Origin of the sequence: Pelagicoccus sp. SDUM812002 (assembly GCF_031127835.1) — a bacterium.
GTDB lineage: Bacteria > Verrucomicrobiota > Verrucomicrobiia > Opitutales > Opitutaceae > Pelagicoccus.
The window spans coordinates 440,582-463,888 of the sequence record NZ_JARXHX010000001.1 but is presented as its reverse complement, the minus strand read 5'-3'; the positions used below and the strand labels follow the sequence as shown (position 1 = coordinate 463,888).

Here is a 23,307-nt window from a genome sequence, read left to right as displayed (position 1 = left end):
TGTTTGTACGAGTTGGTTCAACCCTCGGCCCGTTTATTACAGAAAGAAAGGGCGTATTACTAAACAGAATACATAAGTGAACGCGGTATTCTGACGTTTGACCCCTTCCCCTATTCCGGATTCGAAGTGTTTGGGGAAGCGTTGACGCTTCGGGTCACTGCAGGGGGCGGATTAACATTTGATCCGTTATCAAATGTTTCCGCAGCGATGGATTGAGAGGGGGCGCCTTAAGGGGCGTCTTCCGATTCAGACTTCGCCTTGTTGGCTTTTTCCTTCTTCTTCTCGTAGTAGTCCTGCAATACGTAGAACGCCTGCTTGCGCACCCCGTTGTCCCCGATCAGTCCCTTGCGATTCCATCCGTCCTGCACTCCCGCTAAGGGACGGCGAGGAGACCTGAAATCGACCAAAACCCACGGAGTCGTTCCGCTTATCCCTGGGATCCGCTCTAGCATCTCTACTGTACGGCTGTAAAGGTCGGCCTGAAAATCTTCGCTGAAACGCGTCAAAGCGTCACCTCGTTTGCCTTGCAGGGCCCCCGCTCCGAATTCGCTAATGATGACCGGCTTCTCGTCTCCGATTTCCCATGTCACTCGGTCTATCTTCTCCGGTAGGCCATCGTACCAGCCGACGTATTGGTTGAAGCTCAGGATGTCCGTGTAAGCTCCGAACGGGTCATTCACGATCTTGTGGTCTCCTTTGCCCGGTTCCGAATGCACTTCCATCGCCGCGGAGATAAGTCGCGTCGGGTCGAGCTCCCGCGTATCGTCCACCAAGCGTTTGAGAAACATTGTGCGCGCCTCGCTAATCGGGGTTTCGTTTGCCATGGACCAAATTATCACGCTGGCGCGATTGCGGTCTCGGTTGACCAGGGTCTTGAGCTGGCTCCGCGCATTGGCCAAGGTTTCTTCATTTTCCCAGGAAATGGTCCAGTAGACGGGAATTTCTTCCCAGAGAAGAATCCCCATTTCATCCGCCACGCGCACCATGTGCTCGCTGTGCGGATAGTGGGCTAAGCGGGCGAAATTGCAGCCGAGCTCCTTGGCCCACCCGAGCAGCAATTGCGCATCCTCGACTCCAAATGCCCGTCCGCCGCGGAAGGGGTTTTCCTCGTGGATGCTGATGCCTCGAAGGAAGATGGGTTCACCATTGAGCAGAATATTGCGGCCGTCGACTTCTATGGTACGAAAGCCGATGCGGTCCTCCGTACGATCGCTCTCCGAACTCACCACCACCTCGTAGAGCTTGGGAGACTGGGGCGACCAGCGTTGCAAGTCAGGAGGCGTCGGCAGCCGCAGTTCAGCGTACCCTTCGGCGTTGGCCTCGACCGACTTCGAAAGGGATAGCTCAGGGATTTCCACCGTGATCTCCTGCGAAAGCTGCGAGCCCTCCAGTTGGGTCGTGATCTCGATGAATTCGCCTGTCGAGTCCAGCGTCACGTTGAAATCGGACACGAACGTTTCCGGCGTCTCCAGCAGCAGCACGTCTCGCGTGATACCGCCATAATTCCACCAATCGGTGTTCAATGTCGGGACCGCGTCCTTGTGGCGTTCGTTGTTAACCATGAGCACTAGCGAGTTTTGCCCATCCTGCAGGCGATCGGTGACCTCGAATTGAAACGGCGTGAACCCACCCACGTGCTTGCCCAGCTTGCGGCCGTTCAGGTAGACGTGGGCCTCGTAGTTCACCGCTCCGAAATGGAGAAATTGCCGGCTCTGTGCCTCCGTGGCGTCGAAGTCGAAGGTCCGTCGATACCAGACCGAGCCTTCGTAGTAGAAGAGCTTGTCGTCCTGCGAATTCCAGTCGCCGGGCACGGTGAGCATCTGGGCCGTGTCGAAGTCGTACTCCTGCAGGGCGGTACGATCCGTCACAGTGCGGTCAAGGAAATAGCCGGCGTAAGCGGGTTCGGTGGCGTCGTAAGGCTGTAGGCGGTGGTTGTAGAACCCGTTTTCATAAGGGTCGACGATCACGCGCCATTTTCCATTGAGTGTCTGAGAACCCCGCGCGTAGACGTTAGCGATGTTGTCGTCGCGTCCGAAGGCAGAAGTGCTAGCAAAAAAAGCGACGAGCAAAAGGGTGAGTGCTTTCAAAAAAGGGATGTAGCTAAGAAACGGGGTTTTCATAAATGGGAACGATAGGCGCATGCTAGCCGAGGACCATCTTTATCACGGAAAATAATCCCAGAGCCTCCGATCCAGAGGAGTGTGGTGATGGGCATGTGGAGTTGGAATTTGGGTTAGCCGCCGAAGATCTTGTCTCGGTGGTGCTCGGTGAAAGGCAAGCTCAGGCAGCTAGCGGTGTGGGTGGTGAATCGGTTTCCCTTCGAAGGGTCCAAAGCTCTTTTGGATCGACTCTACTGTCATGTGATCGCGGATACGTTTTGAGAGGCCGACTCTTAGCTTTTCATCGAGATTGATGAGGCCCTTACCGAAGTGTCTTGGGTCCTGGGGAGGCAGAGGCCGTTGCTGGGGTTGAGCTTTTCATCCGCATTTTGGTCGCTCAAAACTTGATGTGTTTAGCGGTTCGCAGTTGTCGTAGCGTGCGTGCCGGTGGCCCTGAATCTGTACTCTCATTGATTTGACTCCGCTTCATTGTTTTACTTTTGAGACTTTTAGGTTGTCTGGTTGCTACGGTCGGGCCTAGTCACCGAACGTCGCCTTGCTCTGGCATGCGTTAGGTATCTTGGCTCGTTGTGTCGGCAGAGATGAACGCTAGTAGTGGATTTCGGAATTTGCATTGGAGCGGGTTGGCCGCGACCTGTTCCTTGTGGCTGGCGCTTGGGATTCTGGCGAGGCCAGGCGCTGGTCAGACGAAAGAGGACGATCGCCTGTGGGAGAGCGTTCGCTCGGGTGAAGCGTTCGTCTTGATGCGTCACGCCTTGGCTCCCGGAACGGGCGACCCGGGGAACTTCGAAATCGCAGATTGCGCCACGCAGCGAAACCTTTCGGAGGCCGGACGCCGCCAGGCCCGAGAGATCGGCGAGCGTTTTCGCGCTAGCGGAATCGACGAAGCGTCGGTGTTCACTAGCCAATGGTGCCGTTGCCGCGAAACGGCGGAGCTTCTGGACCTGGGTCCCGTCTCCGAACTCCCGGCGCTGAATTCGTTCTTTCAGGAGTACGAGCGTCGAGACGACCAGACAGAGGCCTTGAACGAATGGTTGCTCACGCGCGACGCAAGCGACCGTCGCGCTCTGGTACTGGTAACGCATCAAGTAAACATCACCGCGACCGCCGGAGTGTATCCAAGTTCTGGAGAAATTGTAGTCTGCAGCCTGTCGCACGAAGGTGCGCTCGAAGTGCTCGGACGAATCGATGGTTAGGGAAGGGGATTTGCCCCCTTTTGAATCTCCCGCGATCGACAAGTCTTAGATCTATTTTGCGTTTAAGCAGACGCAAACAAACGCAGCCGAGCCCTTTAGGAAGCGGCCTTGTGCCGCGGTAAGCCCGGCCAACGCAAACACTCTAGCGGGCTAGCACCTTTGCCGCCCAGTCACCCGCCGCGCTCGTTGCGCCTTCCGGAAAAGCTGGCGTCGAGATTTCTCCCTTCTCGTTCGAGCGTAGCTGGCGGGTCTCCAGCCATTGCCCGCTGCGCGGATCGTACCAACGCCAACGGTAGCGCGCGTTCGGCTCGAAGCCGGAAAGCGTCGCTCCCACTGCCTCGTTTTCGAAGTACAGCAAGGCGAAGTCTGCATCCTCGGTCCGCATCATGTAGGACCAGCCGTCCAGTCCGTCCTCGGGAGCGCCCGGCGCCTTGCGTGGCGCCATGGCATCCGTCGCCGGTACCAGCTCCTGATACCGCTTGCCCTCGGAAAGGACGAAATCCTCCAAGAGTGCCATGTATTCAGCGGAATTATACTGAAGCGCCTCCCAGATGTGAGGGCGCGCCCCAGCTGGCTCGCCGGTGGTGGTAATGTCGTACGCCGCGGTGCCGTGCACGTGGCCCGAGAGTCCGCCCGACAGGACCGAACCATACATCTGGGCTCGGGCAAAATACACGTCGCGGGCGGAATTGGGAGGCGGCTCCTCGCCTCCCGGCTTGTTGATCTCATGTAACCACCCCGTGTAGTACGGCTCGAAGTTAATGGTCGGCTTGGGCGGTTCGATAGCGAACTGGGCTTCCAGGTTCTCGCCCACACGATGGTCGCGCGGCTTGTTGCCTACGCTATGCATGTCGAGCCAAGGCACCTGCTCGCCCTGTCCCAGCGTGGTATGAGTGGCCCGATCGATCAGGGCCGTGCTGAGCTGCCCAAACGGCGGCGGCCCGTAGGTTTCGCGGTGGTAGATCAGGGCTTGGTTGAATTGCTCCGCCGTCAGGCTGAAATCTTCGGGAACCCAATCCAAATGGATGCCGCTAAACAGAAGGTTGTAGGCGCCGTATCGAGAAATCAGATACTGGTAGTACCGGGCAAAGGTTTCGTTGAAATCGAAATAGGCGTTCCACGACGGTCCCACGTCGCGGCGTACCGTTTCCAACAGTGGCACGAAACCGACCTCGGAGAGGTAGTGCATCTTGCGATCCAGGCTTTGGAAGAACTCCGGGTTCAAACGGTTAAAATTCGACACCCCTGCATGCTCCTCGGACATCGCAAAAGGCAGGTTGCCCCGTTCGTCCCGCATGTTCTTCGCGGTGAAGGTTCCCCAATAGCTCACGCCACCGGAGGCATCGGTTCCTCGGCCCTCCGATACGTCGTAGTGAAATTTCTCCCACGCGTTGCGGACGTAGATGCCGTTTTCGTCAGCGTAGGTACTGGGGTTTAGATCGGCTTCCCAGTTCGGGAAGGACGCAATCATGCTGACGGAATTGAAGCCCTGGCCCTTGCGATACTGGACCGCGTCCTCGAAGCCGATTCCCGGGCCCGGAACATACTCGGAACGCGTTGCTGCATCGCGAAACGGCAGGCGCCAGGTACTGCCCGCTAGCCAGGTATCGCCAACCATGAAGTAGGGCGTCCCGTCCGCATACTCCAGAGCGTGGCCGTTTGCGGTTGCCTTCACGAAACCGCGGCGATTCGGATTCTCCCGTTTCTCGTTCTCGTTCCAACCCTTCGCCCGCGCGCTCCCGCTGTGGCCATTTAGGCCCGCGTCCTCTGGCTGATTCGAGCCGCTTTCCCATGACCACTCTCCCGGCGCCGTCGCCACGAAGCGGACTTTGAAGGCAGCGCCGCCATCCCAGTACCCGTAGATCCGCTTGCTGAATCCCGGCCCTTCGAGGTCGATCCAGCAGGTTACGTCGACGTACGGGTTGTCGTAGTCGCCGTTCGCCTCCAACAGGATTTCCTGCATTTCCCAAACGCGGACTTCATTCGCCTCCGCGCGAGCATGTCTCAAGTCTAGGCCGCTCCAGGCAAGTGCCCAGACGCAGCAAAGCATCACAATAGGGGTAGAAAAAAGCATGCCCCTAAGCTAGGCCGCCCCTAGCCCCCAGCAAGAGCGAATTGCCACCAACGCAGCTCAAGCTATAGCGCTTGAAACGCTGGCCGGCTGAAACCGTTGGGAACCTACTGAATATATCGAGGTAGTGCTCTTTTTAACCGCGAATGGACGCGAATGGACGCGAATTTTTGGTTTAAGGCGTAGCCTGATGGCTACGAAGGTGAGGATTGAGGATTATCACTCTGATTCACCTATTCGCTTTGAGCAGAACACAGGTTGCGGTTAACCGCATCGTTTGTTTTCGAAAATATTTGTTCGATGATATTCGAGGAATTCCTGGTTGGGGCCGAACCGAGTGGGGAGAGTGATGGTCTTGCCTTCGTATTGAATGAAGTTTTCTCGGATCGAATCCACTGTCATGTGACCACGGATACGTTTTGAGAGCACGATTCTCAGCTTTTCGTCTAAGGTGATAAGACCCTTGTCGAAGGCGGCGTCTTGGGTTTTGGCGAGGCAGAGGCCGTTGCTGGGATTGAGCTTCTCCTCCGCAGTGCTGGCCGCCCAGGGCTTGATGTGGCTGGCGGTGAGGAGCTGGGGAAGGGGAATATCTGTGATGCAGCAGCGCTGCTGGTAGTTATCTAGAGTGTAACGACGGAATACATTTTGGTTGAAGCGGGCCTTGATGGTGCGGAGGGTCTCTATGCCTTCCTCCCCCTACCAGTTTTCGAGCAGGTGTTTGGGACCGTGATTTTGCGCTTGAGGCGGGACGCGGTTCTTCCGCTTCGCCTTGGAAGGAATCGTAGCGTTCTAGGAGATCGCTCTCGTAGGCGTGTTGGATGAGGAATTCCTGATAAGAGCGGATGGCGGCGGTGCAGTAGCCGTTTTGCAAGTAGCTGCGGGGAATTCCACGAACCACCCAGATGCTCTTTCGCCCGAGATGCTTTTGCTCGTTGGTAACTTCGTAGAGCTCGTTGAGTCGCTTGAGGGAATGAACCGAGAAGATGTCCTGGCAATCAGCGAAACCGAGCGGCTCGTATTCAATCATCCGCGACAAGTGCTCCAATGCCTTGAGGTAGGAGCTCGCCTTGCCGCTGCCGGGAAGGTTGACCGACTCAAGGTGTTGTTGGAAGAGGTGGCGCAAGTGATCTTGTTCTTTTTATTCAGTGCCGAAGTTGCCGTTGTGCGATGTTACTAATCAGAGAGTCGAGTAGTAGTTTTTGAGTTTTACGGCCATAAGCATGCGGCGTTGTTTGAGGAACTCGTCGTAGTTCTCTAGTTTCAACTCATGTAAGTTTTCCGGAATGCAGTTCGTTTCAAGGTTGGCGGCTAGGTCTGCTGGATTGTTGATGGCACCGTAGCTCATTTCACCGCCATTTGTTTGGTTCACTACATCGGCAAAGTAGACGCTAGGTTCGCGGTCGCGGATTTTGATATTAGTCTCGGTCTGAGTGATGGCGAAGTTGGCGATTTGATTGTAGCGACTGCGGGGGATCCCATGCTTCTTGAGGAAGTTCCTGGGGAAGATGTGGTGGAGATCGCCGCGATTGAGAATGATGTCGGTGACTGTGATATCCTTGGAGAGGAAAGCCTTGTCGTTGGCTTTGATTTGAGCCGCTAGAAAGAGCTTGAAGAACGGACTGCTGGCTACGGAAGTCTCTAAAGACTGAACAAGGCCGAATTGCCAGTAGGCGTCTCCTAGCTCCGCTTGTTCGATCGATTCGAGATGTTCTATCGGACCGCGTTCGTTGATACGACGGATATCCAGGTCGAAGGCAGATTCGGGATTGCCGCTGTATCTGCGTGTGAGGATTGACATGACAAACCATCTTCGCACGGCGGATTCGATGAGATTGGAGTCAAGGCCCAGAGAACGCATGTGTAGGTAGAGTACATACGCGAAATTCAAGGTGTTGCCGGATCCAATGAGTGAGGGATCCACAAAACCGGTTGAACGGATGATCATAACGAAACGCTTGAAATTGGTCTCGCTCATGAATGCATCGAGGCCGTCCTGTAGTTTTGCGAAGCTGGATTCAGCGATGCTTTCCTCGTAGCTGCGTGTTTCGAAGTTACGTCCGGAAAGCAGGGCGACTAGATCCTGAAGTTTCCCGCGACCGAATTGTGTGGTGAAGGCCACTCGCAGCATGTCAGTGTATTCGGGATCGTAGAGATTGTCGTTCTCGTTGCGGAGCCAGGCCATGCGTCTGAAGCGGTCCGACTGGCAGTACTCGGAATCGCCATCTACGAGCGTCTCGTAGAACTCTGGCGCGATCGCGAGGTGACAGAAGTAGTCGATTGTCTTGCGGATTTTGTCTCCGCCATACTTTTCGCTGGAGGCGATTTTCGACATGGCGAAGTCCGCTTGGCTGAGCACGGCACCCTTGCCGTTGATGCGTATGAAAATTTCGGTGACGGTTTCGATATCGAGGGAGCCGTCCAGTTCGATCAGGCCAAGTTGATTGCTGGTGATGCTAGTGAGTAGATCCATGCCTTCGAAGGCTTTGTCCTCGTCGGCCTCTGGATTGGCTTCGCAGTATTTTCCAACCCACTTGTGCGTTTTGAATTCGGGAGCAAAAGCGAGTGCTATGTCGGTTAGCCAAGCGCTATCCTTTTCAATCGCTTTGTTGAAAACTTCGAAGCGTTGATCGATGGGGTGGTAGGCGATGCGGATGCGGGTGGACTTGTAGTCCTTGTCGAGAACCTTCATTCCGCTGACGGCAGTCATGAGAGCGGTGACGCGTTGCTGGCCATCGATGAGGATACGTTTCCCTTCGGAGGTGGTTCCGTCCTTGAGCTTAATGTTGGGATTCTTCCATGCGATCAGGTAGCCGACGGGGAATCCGCGAAGCAGGGAGTCCATAAGGTCGCGAACTTGAGTCTTGCTCCAAACGAAGGGGCGCTGGATTTCCGGAATAGCAATTTCGCCCTGTTGTATCCATGCGAGCACTATGGAAATGGGGTGTTGGTTTACGGAGTATTTGGCTTGGGACATAATTCAGGAGTTGGTTTGAGGAGTTGATGCCGAATCTTCCTCTTGTTCAAGTGGACGCACCATTGCTTCTCTTTCGAAACGGAAGAGATGGTTTAGAACCAGAAACACTGAGAGGAGATCTTCGGGCGAGGAGTTCTTTTCGCGGTGGGCTCGTGGGTTGCGGAAGCAGGAGTAACTCTCGATGATGAAGTTTGCTCGGACGGCTTGTTCGCTGTGGGGGATACCTTCCCATTGGAGAACAGAGTCTTTGTCGCGGAAAGCTCGCGAGAAGAGTTTAGCTCCGTGCTCGTCGCTTTCGCAACGTTGGCGTACGGAGTCTTCGAAGCGGCGGAAGCCGGTCAGAATGTGGTCGCCGGGGCTTTGCCAAAATTTTATCGCCAAATCTTGGATACGTGAATCGATGATTCGAAAGGGAACGGGCAAAGGGAAGCGTTTCCAGGATTCAGATTGTTTTGTTCGTCGATTGACTAAGGTGTAGTCGTGATAGCGTGTTGGGCGAACGGGTGGTAGTGACTCCAGCTTTTCAAGATCACTCCGCTTGAGAAGAGCTTGGTTGATGCGATTGAATAGTTTCTCGCCTACTTCGAACTCGTCAATTTCGACGTCGAAGTCTTCGAGAAGGGATAGGGCATAGGCAAGTCCGCTTGGTCCTTCGCCTCCGTAACCGGATGCAAATCCGGCACGGACAACGATCGTGTTGCTCGTTTCATTTGGATTTACCTCAGCGTAGAGAATGAGGCAGTGATGATTGCCGCAAGTAATGATCTTGGCTTTGCGGATCGGGTCGTCGCACTGGAGGTAGCGTATGACGCTGTCTATGCAATCGCGAGTAGTACCGGTTGTTCCGACGTATTGAATATGTTCACACGGTGGATTTTCGGTAGAAAAGATGGATTCCAATTTAAGCTGAGGCTGAGAGTTTGGGGGATTTTGATTTGAGCGTACTGCAGATCCTGTAGTTCAGTTCGCAGCGGCTGTGACGAAGGATTGATTCGATAAAAGAGAATTCACCATGAGGAAACCAGATCGGTGTAATGCCTAGGTTTAGTAGCTCGGCGTTTCTCGAAATCAGTCCTTGTTCGGATGGCTCGCTGTTGTCATCGACAGGTATTTGTTCGAGAGAGAAATGTTGTGGCAGGTCGAGGTCGCCTATCGCCTCTTTTACAGCTCGAAAGACTTGAATCGTTCGGTCGTTGTTGAGGCTGCACCCGACAAAAAGCAGACTATTCGTAATATAGTGGTATTTTAGAAGTTTGGGAATTGGTAGCGACAGGTCGATGGACTCCGAGCCATATGCATCATCATATTGTGACCTGCCGAGGATGCAGCGTTGGGGAGATCGTATGTCGCCATGGAGTTTGATGATTGTAGTCCTGTTGGAGGCGGGCTTCACCATCGCGTCGAAACTGTGGAAAACCTCAAATTCATCCTCTGGCCCAATGTCGAAGGATGTTTCGATCAGTCTGTCGTAGTTTGTGGTGATGAGAGTGTCGGTAAAAAGGTCTGTAATGATCAGTGTGATTTCTTCGAGATCACCGGTCTTTGAGAAAACATCACGTATTTCCTGAGCGAATACATCCTTGCCTAGTGTGGATTCGATTTTATCGATGATTGTCTCGAATTGTCCGTCTGAGAGTAACGATTCAATAGTTTCTAGTGGGATGCCTGCTGTCTTTCCTTGTTGCCTGAGATGGTTTTTCCAAGTGGGAAATCCGCCTGCAACAGAAACGCCGGCACCGATAAAAGGAACCGCTGCATTGTCGAAGAGCTGGTCTAAAAATTGATCGAAACGCGTTTCGTTTCGTTCTGACCAATGAGAGTCGCCAAATGCGTCATCAAGGAACTCCGTGCTTAGGACCTCCTTTCGTTTCTGCAACCTGTATTCGCGAAATGCTTGTTCGTAGGCTTCGCGGTCGCTTGCGAAGAAGGCTTTGCTCGGATGGGTTAGCTTATTCAATCCGAATCTTGTCTTAAGGGCTTTCGCCTCTTCCTCGTCACTATCAATCCAAGCGTTGAAGTCGGTGAACCGGTCGAACGACTCGTGCTCATCTTCGCTACACCAACTCTTGGTTTTCTTGGCCATGCTAGTTGCCTACAGCCGAACTGGCGAGGGTGTCGGTGAGGTGGAGTTGGGTGGTTTGGGCGGCTTGGAGCTTGGCTTTTAGGGCGTCGCAAAGCGACATCAGTTCATCGACTTTGGCCACTATGCGACGTTGCTCGGCGAGGGGGGGAATTGGGATTTTGACAGTCTTTATCTTCCCTGCACTTAGGCCTATATTTCCCGCAGTGGTTGCACACATTGCCTCAATTGTTTGGCGGGTTTGTGCTGAATTCATTGCGAAGCAGATATAACGAGGAGAGTATTTTGATTGATCGAATCGAAATCTAATAAGTTTGTCTGGGTTTACTTGAGTTTTGCCCGTAAAACCTCGGTATTCACTGAATTTCCCGACGAAGTGTAGATTTCCATTGTAGCGGCACGCTAAAAGATCTCCAGGTTTCAATTTGTACTTTTCTACTTCTGAAGACTGGAGATCAACATGCTTGAAATCGGTTTCATCGACATAGAAGTCATCTCTAGACGTTCCGGCACTGATCTTGAGAACTTCAATTGCCGATGAGTCTTGTGTAGGACCTTTGGATACGCCATTTATTGATGCGATTGAAAGCAATTCCCCTAGTGAGCTGAAATCAGGAGAACTCTTTCGTTCGACGAGTTTGCCCATGACGGCGAGTTGGAGGATGGTTTGCTTGAGGTGGTCGATGCTGGATTCGGTGGTGAAGAGGGTGTCGAAGTGGGCGGCGATGCGTTGCCAGGCTTGGGCTAATTGAGCTGGGGTGCTGGCGGCGTCAGTGAGGGCGGCGAGCAGGGTCTCGACGAGGGTTTGATGTGTGTCGAGCTGCGTCTCCGTCTCCCGCTCCAGTCGATCGCAAAGCTCCATCAGCTCATCGACTTTGGCCACGATGCGTCTTTGCTCGTTTTCAGGAGCTAACGGAATTAGTGCGGCCCGAGCCTTGTCCGTACCCATTCGCGGTAAATTCATACCGTGAGTTGAGTCATTGGCATACTTGATGAAGCTCGGAGTCTTCATGGATAAACGGAGAAATTCAGGCTTGATTGACGAGTAGCCTCTCAGCGGAATCATCTCTGTTGTGCACACCCCTGGTTCGTCAGCGACTATGACTTTGTCGAGATAGGGCCGTAGCTTTCCATAAACTACATCATTCTTTCTGAAACGATTTTTTGAACTCTTGAAATTTCGATCTTTGAATCTAACTTTTTGAAGAAGCTTAGAGGTCGATTTTTCGATATCTTCGAGTTCCAAGACCCAAGTGCTTTCGTTTACGTCTGATGATTCGGCCTTATCGGATTTGCCATAGTTGGTTGCCTCTCCGAGTCTGGTCCACTCCCACGATTCGGGAAGAGCGAATGGTATGTCCGAATCATTGATTCTGGGCAGCTTCTTCTGTTTCTTGATTTCTCCATCCTTGATCAGTTTCGCCTTTACGCTCGCGATCCGCTTCAGCAGTTCCGAAGCCGGTTCATCGTTCGGATCCTGTGGAACGAGCAGGCCGCGGACGGCGAGTTCTAGGATGAGTTCGCGGAGTTTTTTGATACCGTAGAGTTCGCGCTTCTTGCCGGCACCGCGCCCGGCGCTGGACTTTGTTTTTACGGAGGCGGTCCAGGTTTCGAGATGCTCGGTGATGAGTTTTTCAGCGGCGGACATTAGTTGCGGGTACTGAGAGCGTCGGAAAGGATGGACTTGAGCTGGTCGCGGAGGGATTGGATTTCCGCCTGTTGAGTCTCGTGTAGGGCAAGCAGTTCCTCGGGATCGTGGACGGTTTGTTCGCCGACGTGTGGATTTATTATATCCAAATTATAGTTACGGGCGACGATGTCTTGGATGCTGACCTTCCAGGCTTGCTCGGTTTCGACGCGGGTCCTGAAGCCGTCGGACTCTTGGCCCCACCAGGCACGTTCGGTCTCGAACTCTTCGAAGCGCATGGGCTTGGTCTTGTTGTAGCTGGAGACGCCTTCGGGGTAAGGGTGCTCGTAGAACCAGACTGACTGGGTGGCGGGCTGCTCGCTCTCGGGCTTTTTGGTGAAGAAGAGGATGTTGGTCTTGATGCCGGTGTAGGGGGCGAAGACGCCGTTTGGCAGGCGCACGATGGTGTGGAGGTGGCACTTTTCGAGCAGGTCCTGCTTTAGGCGGGTTTTCATGCCTTCGCCGAACAGGAAACCGTCAGGGAGGACGACAGCGGCCCGGCCGTTGTTTTTGAGCAGCTTAACGATGAGGGCCATGAAGAGGTCGGCGGTTTCGCGGGTGCGGTAGGTGGCGGGAAAGTTGTTTTCGATGCCGTCCTCTTCCATGCCCCCGAAGGGAGGATTGGTGCCAATGACCTGCTTGCGGTCGCTTTCGCCGTACGATACGTAGGATTTGGCGAGGGTGTTGTCGTGGAGGATGTTGGTGGGAGTATCGATGCCGTGCAGGATCATGTTGGTGACGCAGAGCATGTGGGGGAGGGCTTTCTTTTCGACGCCGTAGATGGAGGCGGCGATGGTATCCTCGTCCTTGGCGGACTTGCGGTACTTTTCGCGCTTGTGGTCGATGGCACAGGCTAGGAAGCCGCCGGTGCCGCAAGCGGGGTCGAAGAAGGTTTCGTCGAGCTTGGGATCGAGGCGGTCGATAATGAACTTGGTGACGGCACGCGGGGTGTAGAACTCGCCAGCGTTTCCGGCGGACTGGAGGTCCTTGAGGATTTGCTCGTAGATAGAGCCGAAGGTGTGGCGGTCGGCGGTGTTGTTGAAGTCGATCTCGCAAATCTTGTTGACGACCTGGCGGATGAGGGTGCCAGACTTCATGTAATTGTAGGCGTCCTCGAACACGTCGCGGATTATCTTGGCGCGTTTTCCGGCGGCACCCTGAAGAGAGAGCTTGTCCTTGAGCGTGGGGAAGAGCTGGAGGTTGACGAAGTCGGAGAGTTCGTCGCCAGTCATGCCTTCGGAGTCGACCGCCCAGTTGCGCCAGCGTAGGTGCTCGGGGAGCGGGGACTTGTAGTTGTCTTCGAGAAGCTCGATTTCCGCTTCGCGGTCATCGTAGATCTTGAGAAAGAACATCCAGACGAGCTGAGAGATGCGCTGCGCGTCGCCGTCGACGCCGACGTCTTTGCGCATGATGTCTTGGATGGTTTTGATGATGCCAGAGATGTTAGACATGGGAGAAAGGGTGAAATGGGTTAGGAGAGGGGCTGGTTATTTGAAGGATTGCAATCGGAGTCAACCTGTGCTTCGTAGAGTGCATAGCCTGCCATTACTGAAAGTCGTCTCCATGACGTCGCCGCGAAAGCGGCTTAGGTAATCGGCGGGCTTAATTTGTTTTTGGAGGTCAGCGGATTCTTCTTGTCGTACCAGTTTTTGTAACCTTCGTAGTTCGCGCTGTCGTAGAGATCGACTACGAGACGAATGCGTTGCTGTAGGTAGTCGTAGTAGCGTGTTTCGCCTTTTTCGAACACGCGCTGAACGGCCCAGCAAAGGTAGTCAGCAATGTTGAGCAGTGGCTCAGTGCGAGGTGTTTGAACATTGAATACAACGTGGCTTTTCAGGTCTTCCTTACTCCATTTCTTCAGGGCCCGTTCATTGGCGATAGAGAGAGCCTCGGTGAGGATCTTGTCGCGTGTGCTGGAGCCGCGAGCGGCTATGTTCAGTACGAGCTTTCCGCTGCGTTTGACGCGTCTTTTGATGAGATGGGAAAGGAGGTCCGCGTAGAATTCGTTTTCTTTCGCGTGGTGTTGTTTTTCGAAGAGCGGTGGGATCTTGCGAGCGACAACGGCTTCGAGCTCGCACGGGAGGGAGCGGATGTACTTCAGGAAAGGGCTCCTGACATCGGGCGTATCCTTGCAAGCATGGAAGTAAAAGCCGCCGGATTCTACTCTTTTGACGACGCTGGGAAGCGTGTTGAAAAGAGGGTCGTCCTGGATGTCGGCTTGGAGTTGGGCGACTTCCTTTCGCACGTCTTGAATCGGGCGGTTGATCTTGAGGATCCCGATTCCAAACGAGAGGGAGACGCCCTGGTCGCCGACAATGAGCTTACGGCCCTTCCCGAAGAAGGTGGTGTCTCCCATCTCGTCGAGGTAGCGATGAAAGGTTTCGGGGCTTTTCTCTTTTTTGGTTTCGCTCACGAGATGAGTGGAAAGAGGCGAGCGGATCAGGCCGAAGATCCCTCCTCGAAGAGGTGGCTCTCGAGGTCTTGTATGGCGGCCTCGTACTTTGCCTTTCCGCCGAAGATGTCTCTGATAATTTCCGTAGGTGTCCCGATATGATCAAAGGGAGTGAGCTTCAGGACGTGGGGGCTCTCGATGGTGAGAACGCCTTCGTCGGCGTATTTGTCCAGTAGGGCTTCGAGGACGGCCCGGGCTCGCTCGCCGTACTTGGTGAAGTAGTTGCGCTTTTTGACGTTGTTGGCCCTTTCTTGGCGGGTGAGAGGGGGCTGGTCGTAAGCGATGTGTCGGATGAGGTCGAAGGCATCGTAGTCCTTGCCCACTTCGTCGGCTAGCTTGGGTAGCTCGATGCCGTACTCTTCTAGCTCCTTGACGATAGCCTGTTTTTTCTTGGTGGCGTTCCAAGTGTTGAGAAATTCGTCGAGAGAGTCGAATTCACCCCGAATGTGTTTACGGCTGTAGTCGCGGTAGGACTCGGTGACGAGCTCGCCATCTTCGTTTCGGTATTCAACCCGCTTGGACAGGATCTTTACGTCTACGCCACTGACGCGGATCTTTTTCGATCCGTAGCCGCCGGGTTCTTCTTCGACGGGATCATCGTCTGGGTCTGGCTCTGGGTCGGGCGGTTCTGGATCGTCGTCTGGACCGGGCTCGAAAATGACGACAGGCTCTCCATCGAATGCAGGGTCACTGAAGAGTTCGGTAGCCCGCTTGAAGTCCATAATGGTGAAGTAGAACTTGCCGTGTTCTTCCTCGATGCGGGTGCCGCGCCCAACGATCTGCTTGAATGTCGTCATCGAGGTGATGGTCTTGTCGAGAACGATCAACTTGCAGGTCTTGGCGTCGACGCCGGTGGTAAGGAGTTCGGAGGTCGTGGCGATGACTGGGAATTTCGACTCTGGGTCGATAAAGTTGTCGAGCTCCGCCTTGCCCTCGACGCTATCGCCAGTGATGCGCATGACGTATTTGGGATTGTCCAGAGCAAGCTTTCCAGCGGCGTTGGTAATGGCGACGCGCATCCGCTCTGCGTGGTCGATGTCTTCGCAGAAGATGATTGTTTTCGAGAATGGGTCGGTCGCGTTGAGTAGCTCCATGACCAGCTTTGCGACGAGTTTGGTACGCTTGTTTAGGACCAGGATGCGGTCCATATCCAACTGGTTGTATTGGCGTCGCTCGATTTCCTTTCCCAAATCGTCGACCATGCCTTTCGGTGGAGTCCACCCAAGCAAGTCTTTGTCCAGGTCGTAGCGAACGACTTTGTAGGGTGCTAGGAAGCCATCCTGTATGCCTTGCTTGAGGGTGTAAGTGTAGATGGGGTCTCCGAAGTATGTAATGTTGGATACATACTTGGTTTCCTTCGGTGTCGCGGTGAGGCCAAGCTGGATCGCGTCCGAGAAGTAATCGAGAATTTCCCTCCAAGCAGAATCCTCTGCCGCGCTACCTCGGTGACACTCGTCGATGACGATGAGATCGAAGAAGTCTCTGGATACGGTCTTGAAGATTTTGTCTTCTTCATCTGGACCGGTGAGGGCTTGGTAGAGACCGAGGTAGATTTCGTAGGAGGGGTCTATCTTGCGGTTTTTGATCTTGGTCATGACCGAGCCGAAGGGCTTGAAGTCGTTGACCAAGGTTTGGTCGGCTAGTACGTTGCGGTCGACAAGGAATAGGATACGCTTGGCTCTCTTGGCCTTCCAGAGGCGCCAGATGATCTGAAACGTAGTGTAGGTCTTGCCTGTACCAGTTGCCATGACGAGGAGGATTCGTTTGTCCCCTCGAGCTACCGCTTCTATGGATCGGTTTATCGCTTCCGCTTGGTAGTAGCGAGGCTCCTTGCCTGAGCCGTCATCGTGGTAGGGAGCTGTGACGAGTTGCTCTTCATCATCCTCTTCTATCCCTCGGTGCTTTTTGTAGCGTCGCCAGAGCTCGTTTGGTAGAGGAAAGGCTTCCAGAGGAAACTCGGATTCGATGTCCTCGCCGGGGTTCGGTATTTTATTGTGAGAGGCGAACGCGTCGCCGTTTGAGCTGAACGCGCTGGGGACTTCGAGGATATTCGCATAGCCGAGTGCCTGCTGCATGCCGTGACTAACCGTGTGGTTGTTGTCTTTGGCTTCGACGATGGCGATCGGCACGCCTTTTTCCCACTGAAGGACGTAGTCGGCAAATTTCTTTTTCTTCTTGTTTCGTGAGGAAAGGTTTCCTCGAACAATGACTGGACCAGGAGTGAGCGTAACCTCTCGACGGATTTGTTTTAGCTGATCCCATCCAGCGTTGATAATGGCAGGGGTGATAAATAGGTCGCAGATGTCTATCTCGCTGAGTTCCTTTTTCTCTTTTGGGTCCATGGGCGCAGGTCGGAGATTTTACAAGTGGCGAAGATCGATGACCTTGGCGAGCTAAAGGTTTTTACGTAGTCAATTTAGTATCAGCTGTAGTTGTGGGGCAAATCTAGCAAATACCACTCTCCCATTATCCGTCCTCGGAGATAGCCCGCAGCTTATTTGAGACGGCGTTAGTGGTCGAGGCCTTCAATAAGTAGAGCTATTGGTGCGAGCAGGAGTGGAGGAGGTGGCTCTTTCTATTCGCGTATCCAAAGATTACATACCGGGCGAGCCAGGTCACACTTGGGTGCAAGCGATGATCGGGGATCGGCTCTGGCGCATCGAGTCCACGAGTGGCCACATGCGTGTAGCCAACTCGGACTGGATTTTGGACAAGTACGAGGCGGTGGCTACGATCTGGCGAACCGAGAAGTAGAGCAACCTAGGACTTCATGACACCTTTTCAATCAGAAGGGGGCCAGCTGGGCTGAGCCTTCTGCGAGGAATAAACCGCTCGGGCAGGTCTTTGCGGAGCTGGGCGTTCCCTAATTCTCTGCTGCCGAATCTGTGTCTCCGGATACGATTACGTTGCCTTCGCGTTGGAGCAAAGCGGCTTGGGCGCTGCCGGAGATTTGGATCGGGTCGGAGTCGTCTTCGAGCCCGGCGAAGGTATTTCCGCGCGCTTGGATCGGAGTGGTCCCGCTGACTTCGAGTTTCGCTCCGTCTATGAAGCGGTTTCCTTCGATCACGACTTCGCCCCGCGGCTCGAGCGCAACGACGGTATCCGCTTTCAAGCCTTTGGTGTGGGGCACCACACTGCTAGAGCCAAACGTGTTGTTCCTAATCGTCGCGCTCCAGATGCCTGCGCCGCCGTGCCAAGTGCCTCTGCCCGAATGGGACGAGAGCTCAACCTCCGTGTAGAATTCGCTGTCCTCGATCGTGTAGTCCAGTGCTCCGGGGATCAAGACGCCGGGATGATTCGTGATGTCTCGCGTCGTCACGCGGCGGATGACGGCGGAATCGAAAAGTGTGGAGCCAAGGAGAACGATCTTCGTTGAGGCATCTGCAACGAAATCGGGAAGCGGCTCTTCCAGCTCCAGGACGTAGTTAACCAAGAATGCTTCCGGCTCGATCTCCTTTTCGAAAAAGCGGGTCCAGTCCATGGTTTGCTCGCGATCAATCTTGAATTCAGCGGAGCGGATGGTGGCGCGTTTGCCACTCAAGGGCAGTCCACGGTCTTGAGTCGGCACTCGAAATTCGATCCAGTCGCCGGCTTCGATCATGAGCGGAAAGTCGAGGAAGTAGTCGCCTGCCGCCTGCCGTGAAGTGACTTCTATGCGAGTGGGAGAGAGGATTTTGGTGATGTGGAATTGGAATCCCCAGAAGGCGAGCATGTCGTCGCTGGTCCGTTGAAAGGTGGAGTCCTCCACCAAAAGGTCGCCCTTGCAGGCCCGCATGGTAAGACCGTCTCGCCGGGAGACCCACCCTCGGTTCGAGCCGCGGGCAGCGGGGTCGAATTGGAGATTTTGCACGGTGATGTTTTCGCAGCCGACCGGAAGCAGGATGTGGCCGAGGGCGGTGACGATGGTGAGATTGCGCAGCGTCAAATTCTCGACTTGGTTAGCGACGAAGGTCTTCTCCGGGGCATGGTGCCATTGGATCGGGTAGACGAGCCCCATGCCGACTTCGCCGACCTCAACGTCGAGCACTAAGCCATGGCCCTCAGTGAGCGAAGCCATGGGCGTATCGCGGGGCGTTTCGAGGACAACTTCCTCGCCCGTGATTTCGTCCCAGCCTGCGCCCACAGTGATCTTCTCATGCACGATCTCACCGCCTTCCGGGTCGTAAAGGAAAACGTATTCAGCTCCTTGGATGAACGACTTGGGTTTGACGACTTCCGGCCAAAGCTCGACCCAGGTACGGCCGTTTCCGACTTTAGTTATACGCCCGGACGCATTGGCGCCGGGAAAATCGAATAGCAGGTTTTCCAGGACGACGTCCTTACTGCGCGATACCCACATCCAGTATTCGACGGTGAATCGGGGACCGGCTTCGTTGTAGATCAAGGCGGTGGCCGGCTTGCCTTCCGCATCGAGGGTGCCGCGCAAAGTGAAGCCCTGCTCAGCGCCATCGATCGCCAGGCAGACGCGGCGGTCGTTGTACGGAGACTTGCCCGTAATTTCCGTGACAAGGTAGTCGCCGGCGTCGAGCTCCACGAGCGGATGGTCCTCAGTCAAAGCGGCGTCGATGGCAGCCTGGATTGCCTTGGCGTCGTCGATTGAGTCGTTGGGGATGGCCCCGAAATCGCGTACATGCACAGCTCCGCAGGTGGAACTGGCTAGGATCAATACTGAAAAAAAGGAGCAGCGTAATAATGGGATTGAATACATGAGAATAGTGTTGGAATCAGAATGGAATTCGACGGTTTACGCTCTCGTCAGCGACGGTTCAAGGGCGGGCTCCCTTGTTATCTATTGGCGAAGGTGGGAACCTGTCATGGGGAGAGAACTACAATTGATCGACGGCCCGGTTAGATTTAGAGAAATCCCATTCGAGCCCGTTGCACCTCGTTGGCGATGGTTTCAAGCATGTCGCCCATCTTGGTAAAAAAGCGCCAAGTTTGGCCCGTTCCGTTGTGTTTATCCCGTTTTGTAGCGTGGTAGGTTCGGCTCTCGGTCGCGAAACAAGAGGATTGTGAGATTGCCCACCGAGACGTTCAGGAAGGAAACGAAGCGTTCGCTAGGCATGGTGGACCGCCTATCGGGGGTATTAATACATGCTGCGTAGATCTGAAAGTGATTCCTTAAGGAGCTGGGCGATAGTAAGAGACCTTCTGGCCGCGTCGGTTCATGTTGATAAGGATCAGAGAATCAAACACTCGGAGACGCGGACCATGAAACCTAAGTTATTGATTTTTTATCAAACTGCGGTTTTGCAAGAACCGCTTCCGCGTTAGCTTCCTTTCTATTCGAACTCTCCGCAATTCTCGTCTGGCACATGGACTCCGGCTGCTTGCTGATAGACGAGCGAAGCGCCAAGGTGGCCGACGTAAACATAGCCCCGCCTCCAATGACCGCGAGGCTGAACGAGAGATACTGCAGGGTCCGCTTCGCTTACAACCTCGGGACGGCCTGCCCCGGATCGCAAAGTGCGGCTATAGAAAAGAAGATCCCCGAGATGTAGCTCCAGCGTAGGTGTTTCTTCAATACGCCGGGATCGCAGAGACGGCGGACTTCCACGTCATAGGCCAGCTGGCCGGTGTAAAATGCGATCCAAAATGCCAAGAGCCCGCTCCATAAGAGCAGGCTGTAAGTGAATCTCAACGACGAGAAGGGTTTTCTTTTGCGGAAAAAGGGGAGGGCGATCGCGACCGCCGCAGCCAGCGAGAGGAGTGCAATGGGAAAATGGACGGACAGAGGCTGCCAAAGCTCTGTCCGCCACATGGACGGAATGCTGTCCATTCAGCCTAGAGAATACTAACAGAGATCGGTTCGAGCCGCTGGCCTTTCCGCTCTATCTGAACCTCGATTCGGTCGCCCTGCGACAAGCTGGAAAATGCAACGTTCTGTCCGTCTTCCAGTAGCTGGGTCTGTTCGGTGAAATATAGCTCGAGGGTCTTGCCGTCCTGCGTTTCCACGTAGATTTCCTTTTCCTCCGGATCGACCTCTTTGGCGGTTCCGGTGTAGGTTCCCGATTCGACGATGTCCGTGTCACTCAGCTCGACCGAGCCCCCTTCGTCGCTGCAACCCGCCAACAGGAAGAAGGCGAATATGATGCTCAATATTAGAGGTGTTTTGCTGTTTTTCATGTGTGTTATGGTTCGATTGTTTTGGTGATCAGGAATGCAACGTTACAACCTGCAAGGTTCGGTTTGCACCTTGCCTTTGCGAATGGTTCACCGCTGCTCCGTGGAGTGTATGCATCCTCTTTGCAGATCCCATTCCGTTTCCGTATACAGAAGCGCAAAGGCGGATTGGATGGTATCCATGAAAAATTTAAGGGCTCACCAGTTTTGCATAGTCCTGAAGTGAATCGCTTACGCTCGATTTGGCAGGTCCTGAAGCGCCGAAATGAGTCACAAATGGAAAGGCCCCCGAAGTCGTTGACTTCGAGGGCCTTATGGGTGCAGGGGTTGGATTTGAACCAACGACCTTCAGGTTATGAGCCTGACCTCTGTGTTGATAATCAACGATTTGTGTTGCGGTTGCCACGATATTTGGCAACCTTTAAGTCGTTATGGAATCCGCTCAACTTAAGATCACCAAATACAAAAACAAACGGACGGGTTCTCGTTCGTGGCGCGTAACAGGTACGGTAGACGGCAAGCGAGTCAGGAAGAACTTCCTCAAGCATGCTGATGCTCTGGAGGAAATTCAGAGTTTGCGAATCAAAGCCCTCAACGGCGAGACCCACCGCTCAGCCGTTACCACTCTCACGGATCTGCAGATCGCGGAAGCGCAAGATGCTTTTGATCGCTTGAATGGACGCTACTCTTTGCGGGAGGCAGTCGACTACTTTCTCGGGAACTACAAAGAGCCGACCTCGAGCTTCACGATCTCTGACGTGCTGGACGAATTCCTTGACGCCAAGAGGGCTGCTGGAGTCCGCGAGAGGTCCATTAAGCAGCTTAAGAGCACGCTCACGCAGTTTACCAAGGCAGTGCCAAAGCAGCTGCTCCACGAGATCTCAATCGCTGATTTGGAGGACTACATAAAGTCCAAATCCTGGTCGCCCAAAACCCAGAACAACTTTCGAGCTGATCTGCATTCCTTTTTTGAATGGTGCCTTTTGAAACCACGCCAATGGCTCTCAGAGAATCCCGCTTCCGATCTGCCTAAGTTCAAGCTCGAGCGGGGGATTCCTCAAATACTCAGGTTCAAGGAGGCGAAAGAGTTGATGCACTACGTTGCATGGAAGGATCCCGAGATGATCCCTTATTTCGCCTTGGCGTTGTTTGCGGGGATTCGTCCACAGTATCCGGGCGGAGAGCTTGGCAAGATCGCTCAGATGGGCGCTGAGGCGTGGAGTTTGATCGACTTCCGCAACAAGGTCATTCGCATCCCGCCCGAAGTTTCGAAGACCGGAGAATATCGCACGATCAACATTCAGCCCAATCTAGCGGACTGGCTGAAGCCCTTTGCGAAGGAGAAGGCTTCAATCGCGGTCACGAACTTCGAGCGCCGTTTGAAGAAGATCCGAGCCGGGAAAAAGCTCGGTCACGACGTCCTCCGCCACACCTTCATTTCGATGCACGTGGCAAAGTTCAAAAGTGTAGGTGCCACAGCGCTACAGTCTGGAAATTCAGAAGCCATCGTTCGCCGTCACTATTTGAAGATGGTCGCGGAAAACGAGTCCAGGCAGTTTTGGGCGATCAAGAAACCCACTGAGGCGGAGCTTGAGGAGATGCAGAAGGGAGAGGCTCCGAAGGAAGTTGAAACGGCTTGCGTATAGGGTGCGGATCCGCTTCGTTTCTTCTAACCTGGCAACTGTGTTGGTTCGGGGAGTGGGGTGTTCTTGTCCCACTCTTCTAGATTGACTGGGAGGTCTTTCTCGGGGTTGGGGTAACCGTAATTGAATGGGGATAGCCTCTTGGCTCGCTGAGAGGCCCATTTTAGCCATTTCTCTTGGTCTGGGGTAAGTGCTTGGCTTTGGGCTTCCTGCCAGCGTCTTTCGCATTTGGCGGCGAATGCGGCGATGGCCTCGGAACGGCGGTCGAGCTCGATGGCTCGAAGCAGATTGTCATCGTGTTTTCGTTCGAGTTCGTAGGCGAGGTGTCGTCGTTCTTCCTCCCTAGCCTCTTCAGCCCATCGCCGCTTTTGTGCCTCCCTTTCTCGCTCCTCGGGGATGAGTTTGTCGTATGATTGTATTATGTTCTCAATTACGCGTGCGAGTATCCATTCAATCGGTTGACTATCGGTTTCATTCCAGGAGCGTTGCCCGGGAAAACCGGGATCGGCGACGAGTCGGAATTTGAGGCGACCGTTCATGATATGTTCGTAGCGGGGATTGCCAGAATACGTGAGGTTGTAGCTCTTTGTGAGGTCGGGTATTTTCTTGTCGTATTGCTCTTCAATTTCGATCCAGACGAGTGCCCCTTGTTTTTGGAATCCATATCTGCCTCGTTTCTCACAGGTACCTAGCTCGATCCCGAATTCCTCTAGTGTGCAAATGAGCTGATGAAGAAAGCGGATCGCTTTGCTGCGTGTCTGTTCGGTCACTATGATTCGGAACGCTTTGTCCGGGCCATCTGTTCGGTAAGTTTCTATCGGTGAAGGGGTGTCGGCTTTGATATCCTCCTCCATGCGTTCCGCTTCTGGGTGTAGTGTCTCGCCTTCGGTCACGAGGGGGATCGTTTCGGGTATGATTCGCCGTATTGGTGCTGATTTGTTCTCGGTGGTCACGTAGAGTA

The 23,307-nt window shown here is 54.2% G+C and carries 18 protein-coding genes; 3 read left to right on the top strand and 15 right to left on the bottom strand.

The features are described 5' to 3' along the window. Nucleotides 1-227: 227 nt before the first annotated feature. Complete coding sequence (locus tag QEH53_RS01910) at nucleotides 228-2,120, bottom strand: glycoside hydrolase family 2 TIM barrel-domain containing protein (protein ID WP_309021425.1); 1,893 nt, start codon at nucleotides 2,118-2,120, stop codon at nucleotides 228-230. A gap of 581 nt (nucleotides 2,121-2,701) precedes the next feature. On the opposite strand from QEH53_RS01910, the gene QEH53_RS01905 reads away from it, so the two are divergent. Beyond that, on the top strand, nucleotides 2,702-3,316 hold the full coding sequence (locus QEH53_RS01905) for a histidine phosphatase family protein (protein WP_309021424.1): 615 nt from the start codon (nucleotides 2,702-2,704) through the stop codon (nucleotides 3,314-3,316). Nucleotides 3,317-3,458: 142 nt separating this feature from the next. On the opposite strand, the gene QEH53_RS01900 is transcribed toward QEH53_RS01905, so the two are convergent. From QEH53_RS01900 to hsdR, 10 genes are all read right to left on the bottom strand, one after another. After that, complete coding sequence (locus QEH53_RS01900) at nucleotides 3,459-5,390, bottom strand: DUF5060 domain-containing protein (protein ID WP_309021423.1); 1,932 nt, start codon at nucleotides 5,388-5,390, stop codon at nucleotides 3,459-3,461. 261 nt (nucleotides 5,391-5,651) lie between these two features. Then, the gene (locus tag QEH53_RS24370) at nucleotides 5,652-5,984 is read right to left on the bottom strand and encodes an HNH endonuclease (RefSeq protein ID WP_369426414.1); all 333 of its coding nucleotides are present in this window, start codon (nucleotides 5,982-5,984) and stop codon (nucleotides 5,652-5,654) included. Nucleotides 5,985-6,003: 19 nt separating this feature from the next. Beyond that, on the bottom strand, nucleotides 6,004-6,510 hold the full coding sequence (locus tag QEH53_RS01895; protein WP_309021422.1) for a hypothetical protein: 507 nt from the start codon (nucleotides 6,508-6,510) through the stop codon (nucleotides 6,004-6,006). Nucleotides 6,511-6,564: 54 nt separating this feature from the next. Next, complete coding sequence (locus QEH53_RS01890; protein ID WP_309021421.1) at nucleotides 6,565-8,361, bottom strand: DUF262 domain-containing protein; 1,797 nt, start codon at nucleotides 8,359-8,361, stop codon at nucleotides 6,565-6,567. 3 nt (nucleotides 8,362-8,364) lie between these two features. Continuing rightward, nucleotides 8,365-9,261: a TIGR02391 family protein gene (locus QEH53_RS01885; RefSeq protein WP_309021420.1), complete on the bottom strand. Its 897-nt coding sequence runs from the start codon at nucleotides 9,259-9,261 to the stop codon at nucleotides 8,365-8,367. 1 nt (nucleotide 9,262) lies between these two features. Further along, nucleotides 9,263-10,444 carry an SIR2 family protein gene (locus tag QEH53_RS01880; RefSeq protein WP_309021419.1) on the bottom strand — a complete coding sequence of 394 codons (1,182 nt, stop codon included), beginning with the start codon at nucleotides 10,442-10,444 and terminating at the stop codon, nucleotides 9,263-9,265. Nucleotide 10,445: 1 nt separating this feature from the next. Continuing rightward, complete coding sequence (locus QEH53_RS01875; RefSeq protein WP_309021418.1) at nucleotides 10,446-12,089, bottom strand: restriction endonuclease subunit S; 1,644 nt, start codon at nucleotides 12,087-12,089, stop codon at nucleotides 10,446-10,448. Continuing rightward, nucleotides 12,089-13,579 carry a class I SAM-dependent DNA methyltransferase gene (locus QEH53_RS01870; protein WP_309021417.1) on the bottom strand — a complete coding sequence of 497 codons (1,491 nt, stop codon included), beginning with the start codon at nucleotides 13,577-13,579 and terminating at the stop codon, nucleotides 12,089-12,091. The genes QEH53_RS01875 and QEH53_RS01870 overlap by 1 nt, the downstream gene beginning before the upstream one ends. 134 nt (nucleotides 13,580-13,713) lie before the next feature. Next, complete coding sequence (locus QEH53_RS01865) at nucleotides 13,714-14,541, bottom strand: hypothetical protein (RefSeq protein WP_309021416.1); 828 nt, start codon at nucleotides 14,539-14,541, stop codon at nucleotides 13,714-13,716. 26 nt (nucleotides 14,542-14,567) lie between these two features. After that, a complete protein-coding gene (gene hsdR / locus QEH53_RS01860) occupies nucleotides 14,568-16,922 on the bottom strand; it encodes an EcoAI/FtnUII family type I restriction enzme subunit R (RefSeq protein WP_309021415.1) in 2,355 nt (784 codons plus the stop codon). Nucleotides 16,923-17,121: 199 nt separating this feature from the next. On the opposite strand from hsdR, the gene QEH53_RS01855 reads away from it, so the two are divergent. After that, nucleotides 17,122-17,334: a hypothetical protein gene (locus tag QEH53_RS01855; protein ID WP_309021414.1), complete on the top strand. Its 213-nt coding sequence runs from the start codon at nucleotides 17,122-17,124 to the stop codon at nucleotides 17,332-17,334. Nucleotides 17,335-17,443: 109 nt separating this feature from the next. On the opposite strand, the gene QEH53_RS01850 is transcribed toward QEH53_RS01855, so the two are convergent. From QEH53_RS01850 to QEH53_RS01840, 3 genes are all read right to left on the bottom strand, one after another. Further along, nucleotides 17,444-19,288 carry a hypothetical protein gene (locus QEH53_RS01850; RefSeq protein WP_309021413.1) on the bottom strand — a complete coding sequence of 615 codons (1,845 nt, stop codon included), beginning with the start codon at nucleotides 19,286-19,288 and terminating at the stop codon, nucleotides 17,444-17,446. 723 nt (nucleotides 19,289-20,011) lie between these two features. Then, entirely contained in the window at nucleotides 20,012-20,359 is a 348-nt protein-coding gene (locus QEH53_RS01845; protein WP_309021412.1) for a hypothetical protein, read from the bottom strand. 5 nt (nucleotides 20,360-20,364) lie between these two features. Next, a complete protein-coding gene (locus QEH53_RS01840) occupies nucleotides 20,365-20,706 on the bottom strand; it encodes a hypothetical protein (protein WP_309021411.1) in 342 nt (113 codons plus the stop codon). A 428-nt stretch (nucleotides 20,707-21,134) separates the two neighbouring features. Here QEH53_RS01840 and QEH53_RS01835 point away from each other — a divergent pair, with 428 nt between their 5' ends. Then, complete coding sequence (locus QEH53_RS01835; protein WP_309021410.1) at nucleotides 21,135-22,349, top strand: phage integrase N-terminal SAM-like domain-containing protein; 1,215 nt, start codon at nucleotides 21,135-21,137, stop codon at nucleotides 22,347-22,349. A 23-nt stretch (nucleotides 22,350-22,372) separates the two neighbouring features. Here the strand turns inward: QEH53_RS01835 and QEH53_RS01830 are convergent, their stop codons facing one another. Next, nucleotides 22,373-23,299 carry a hypothetical protein gene (locus tag QEH53_RS01830; RefSeq protein WP_309021409.1) on the bottom strand — a complete coding sequence of 309 codons (927 nt, stop codon included), beginning with the start codon at nucleotides 23,297-23,299 and terminating at the stop codon, nucleotides 22,373-22,375. Nucleotides 23,300-23,307 lie beyond the last annotated feature (8 nt).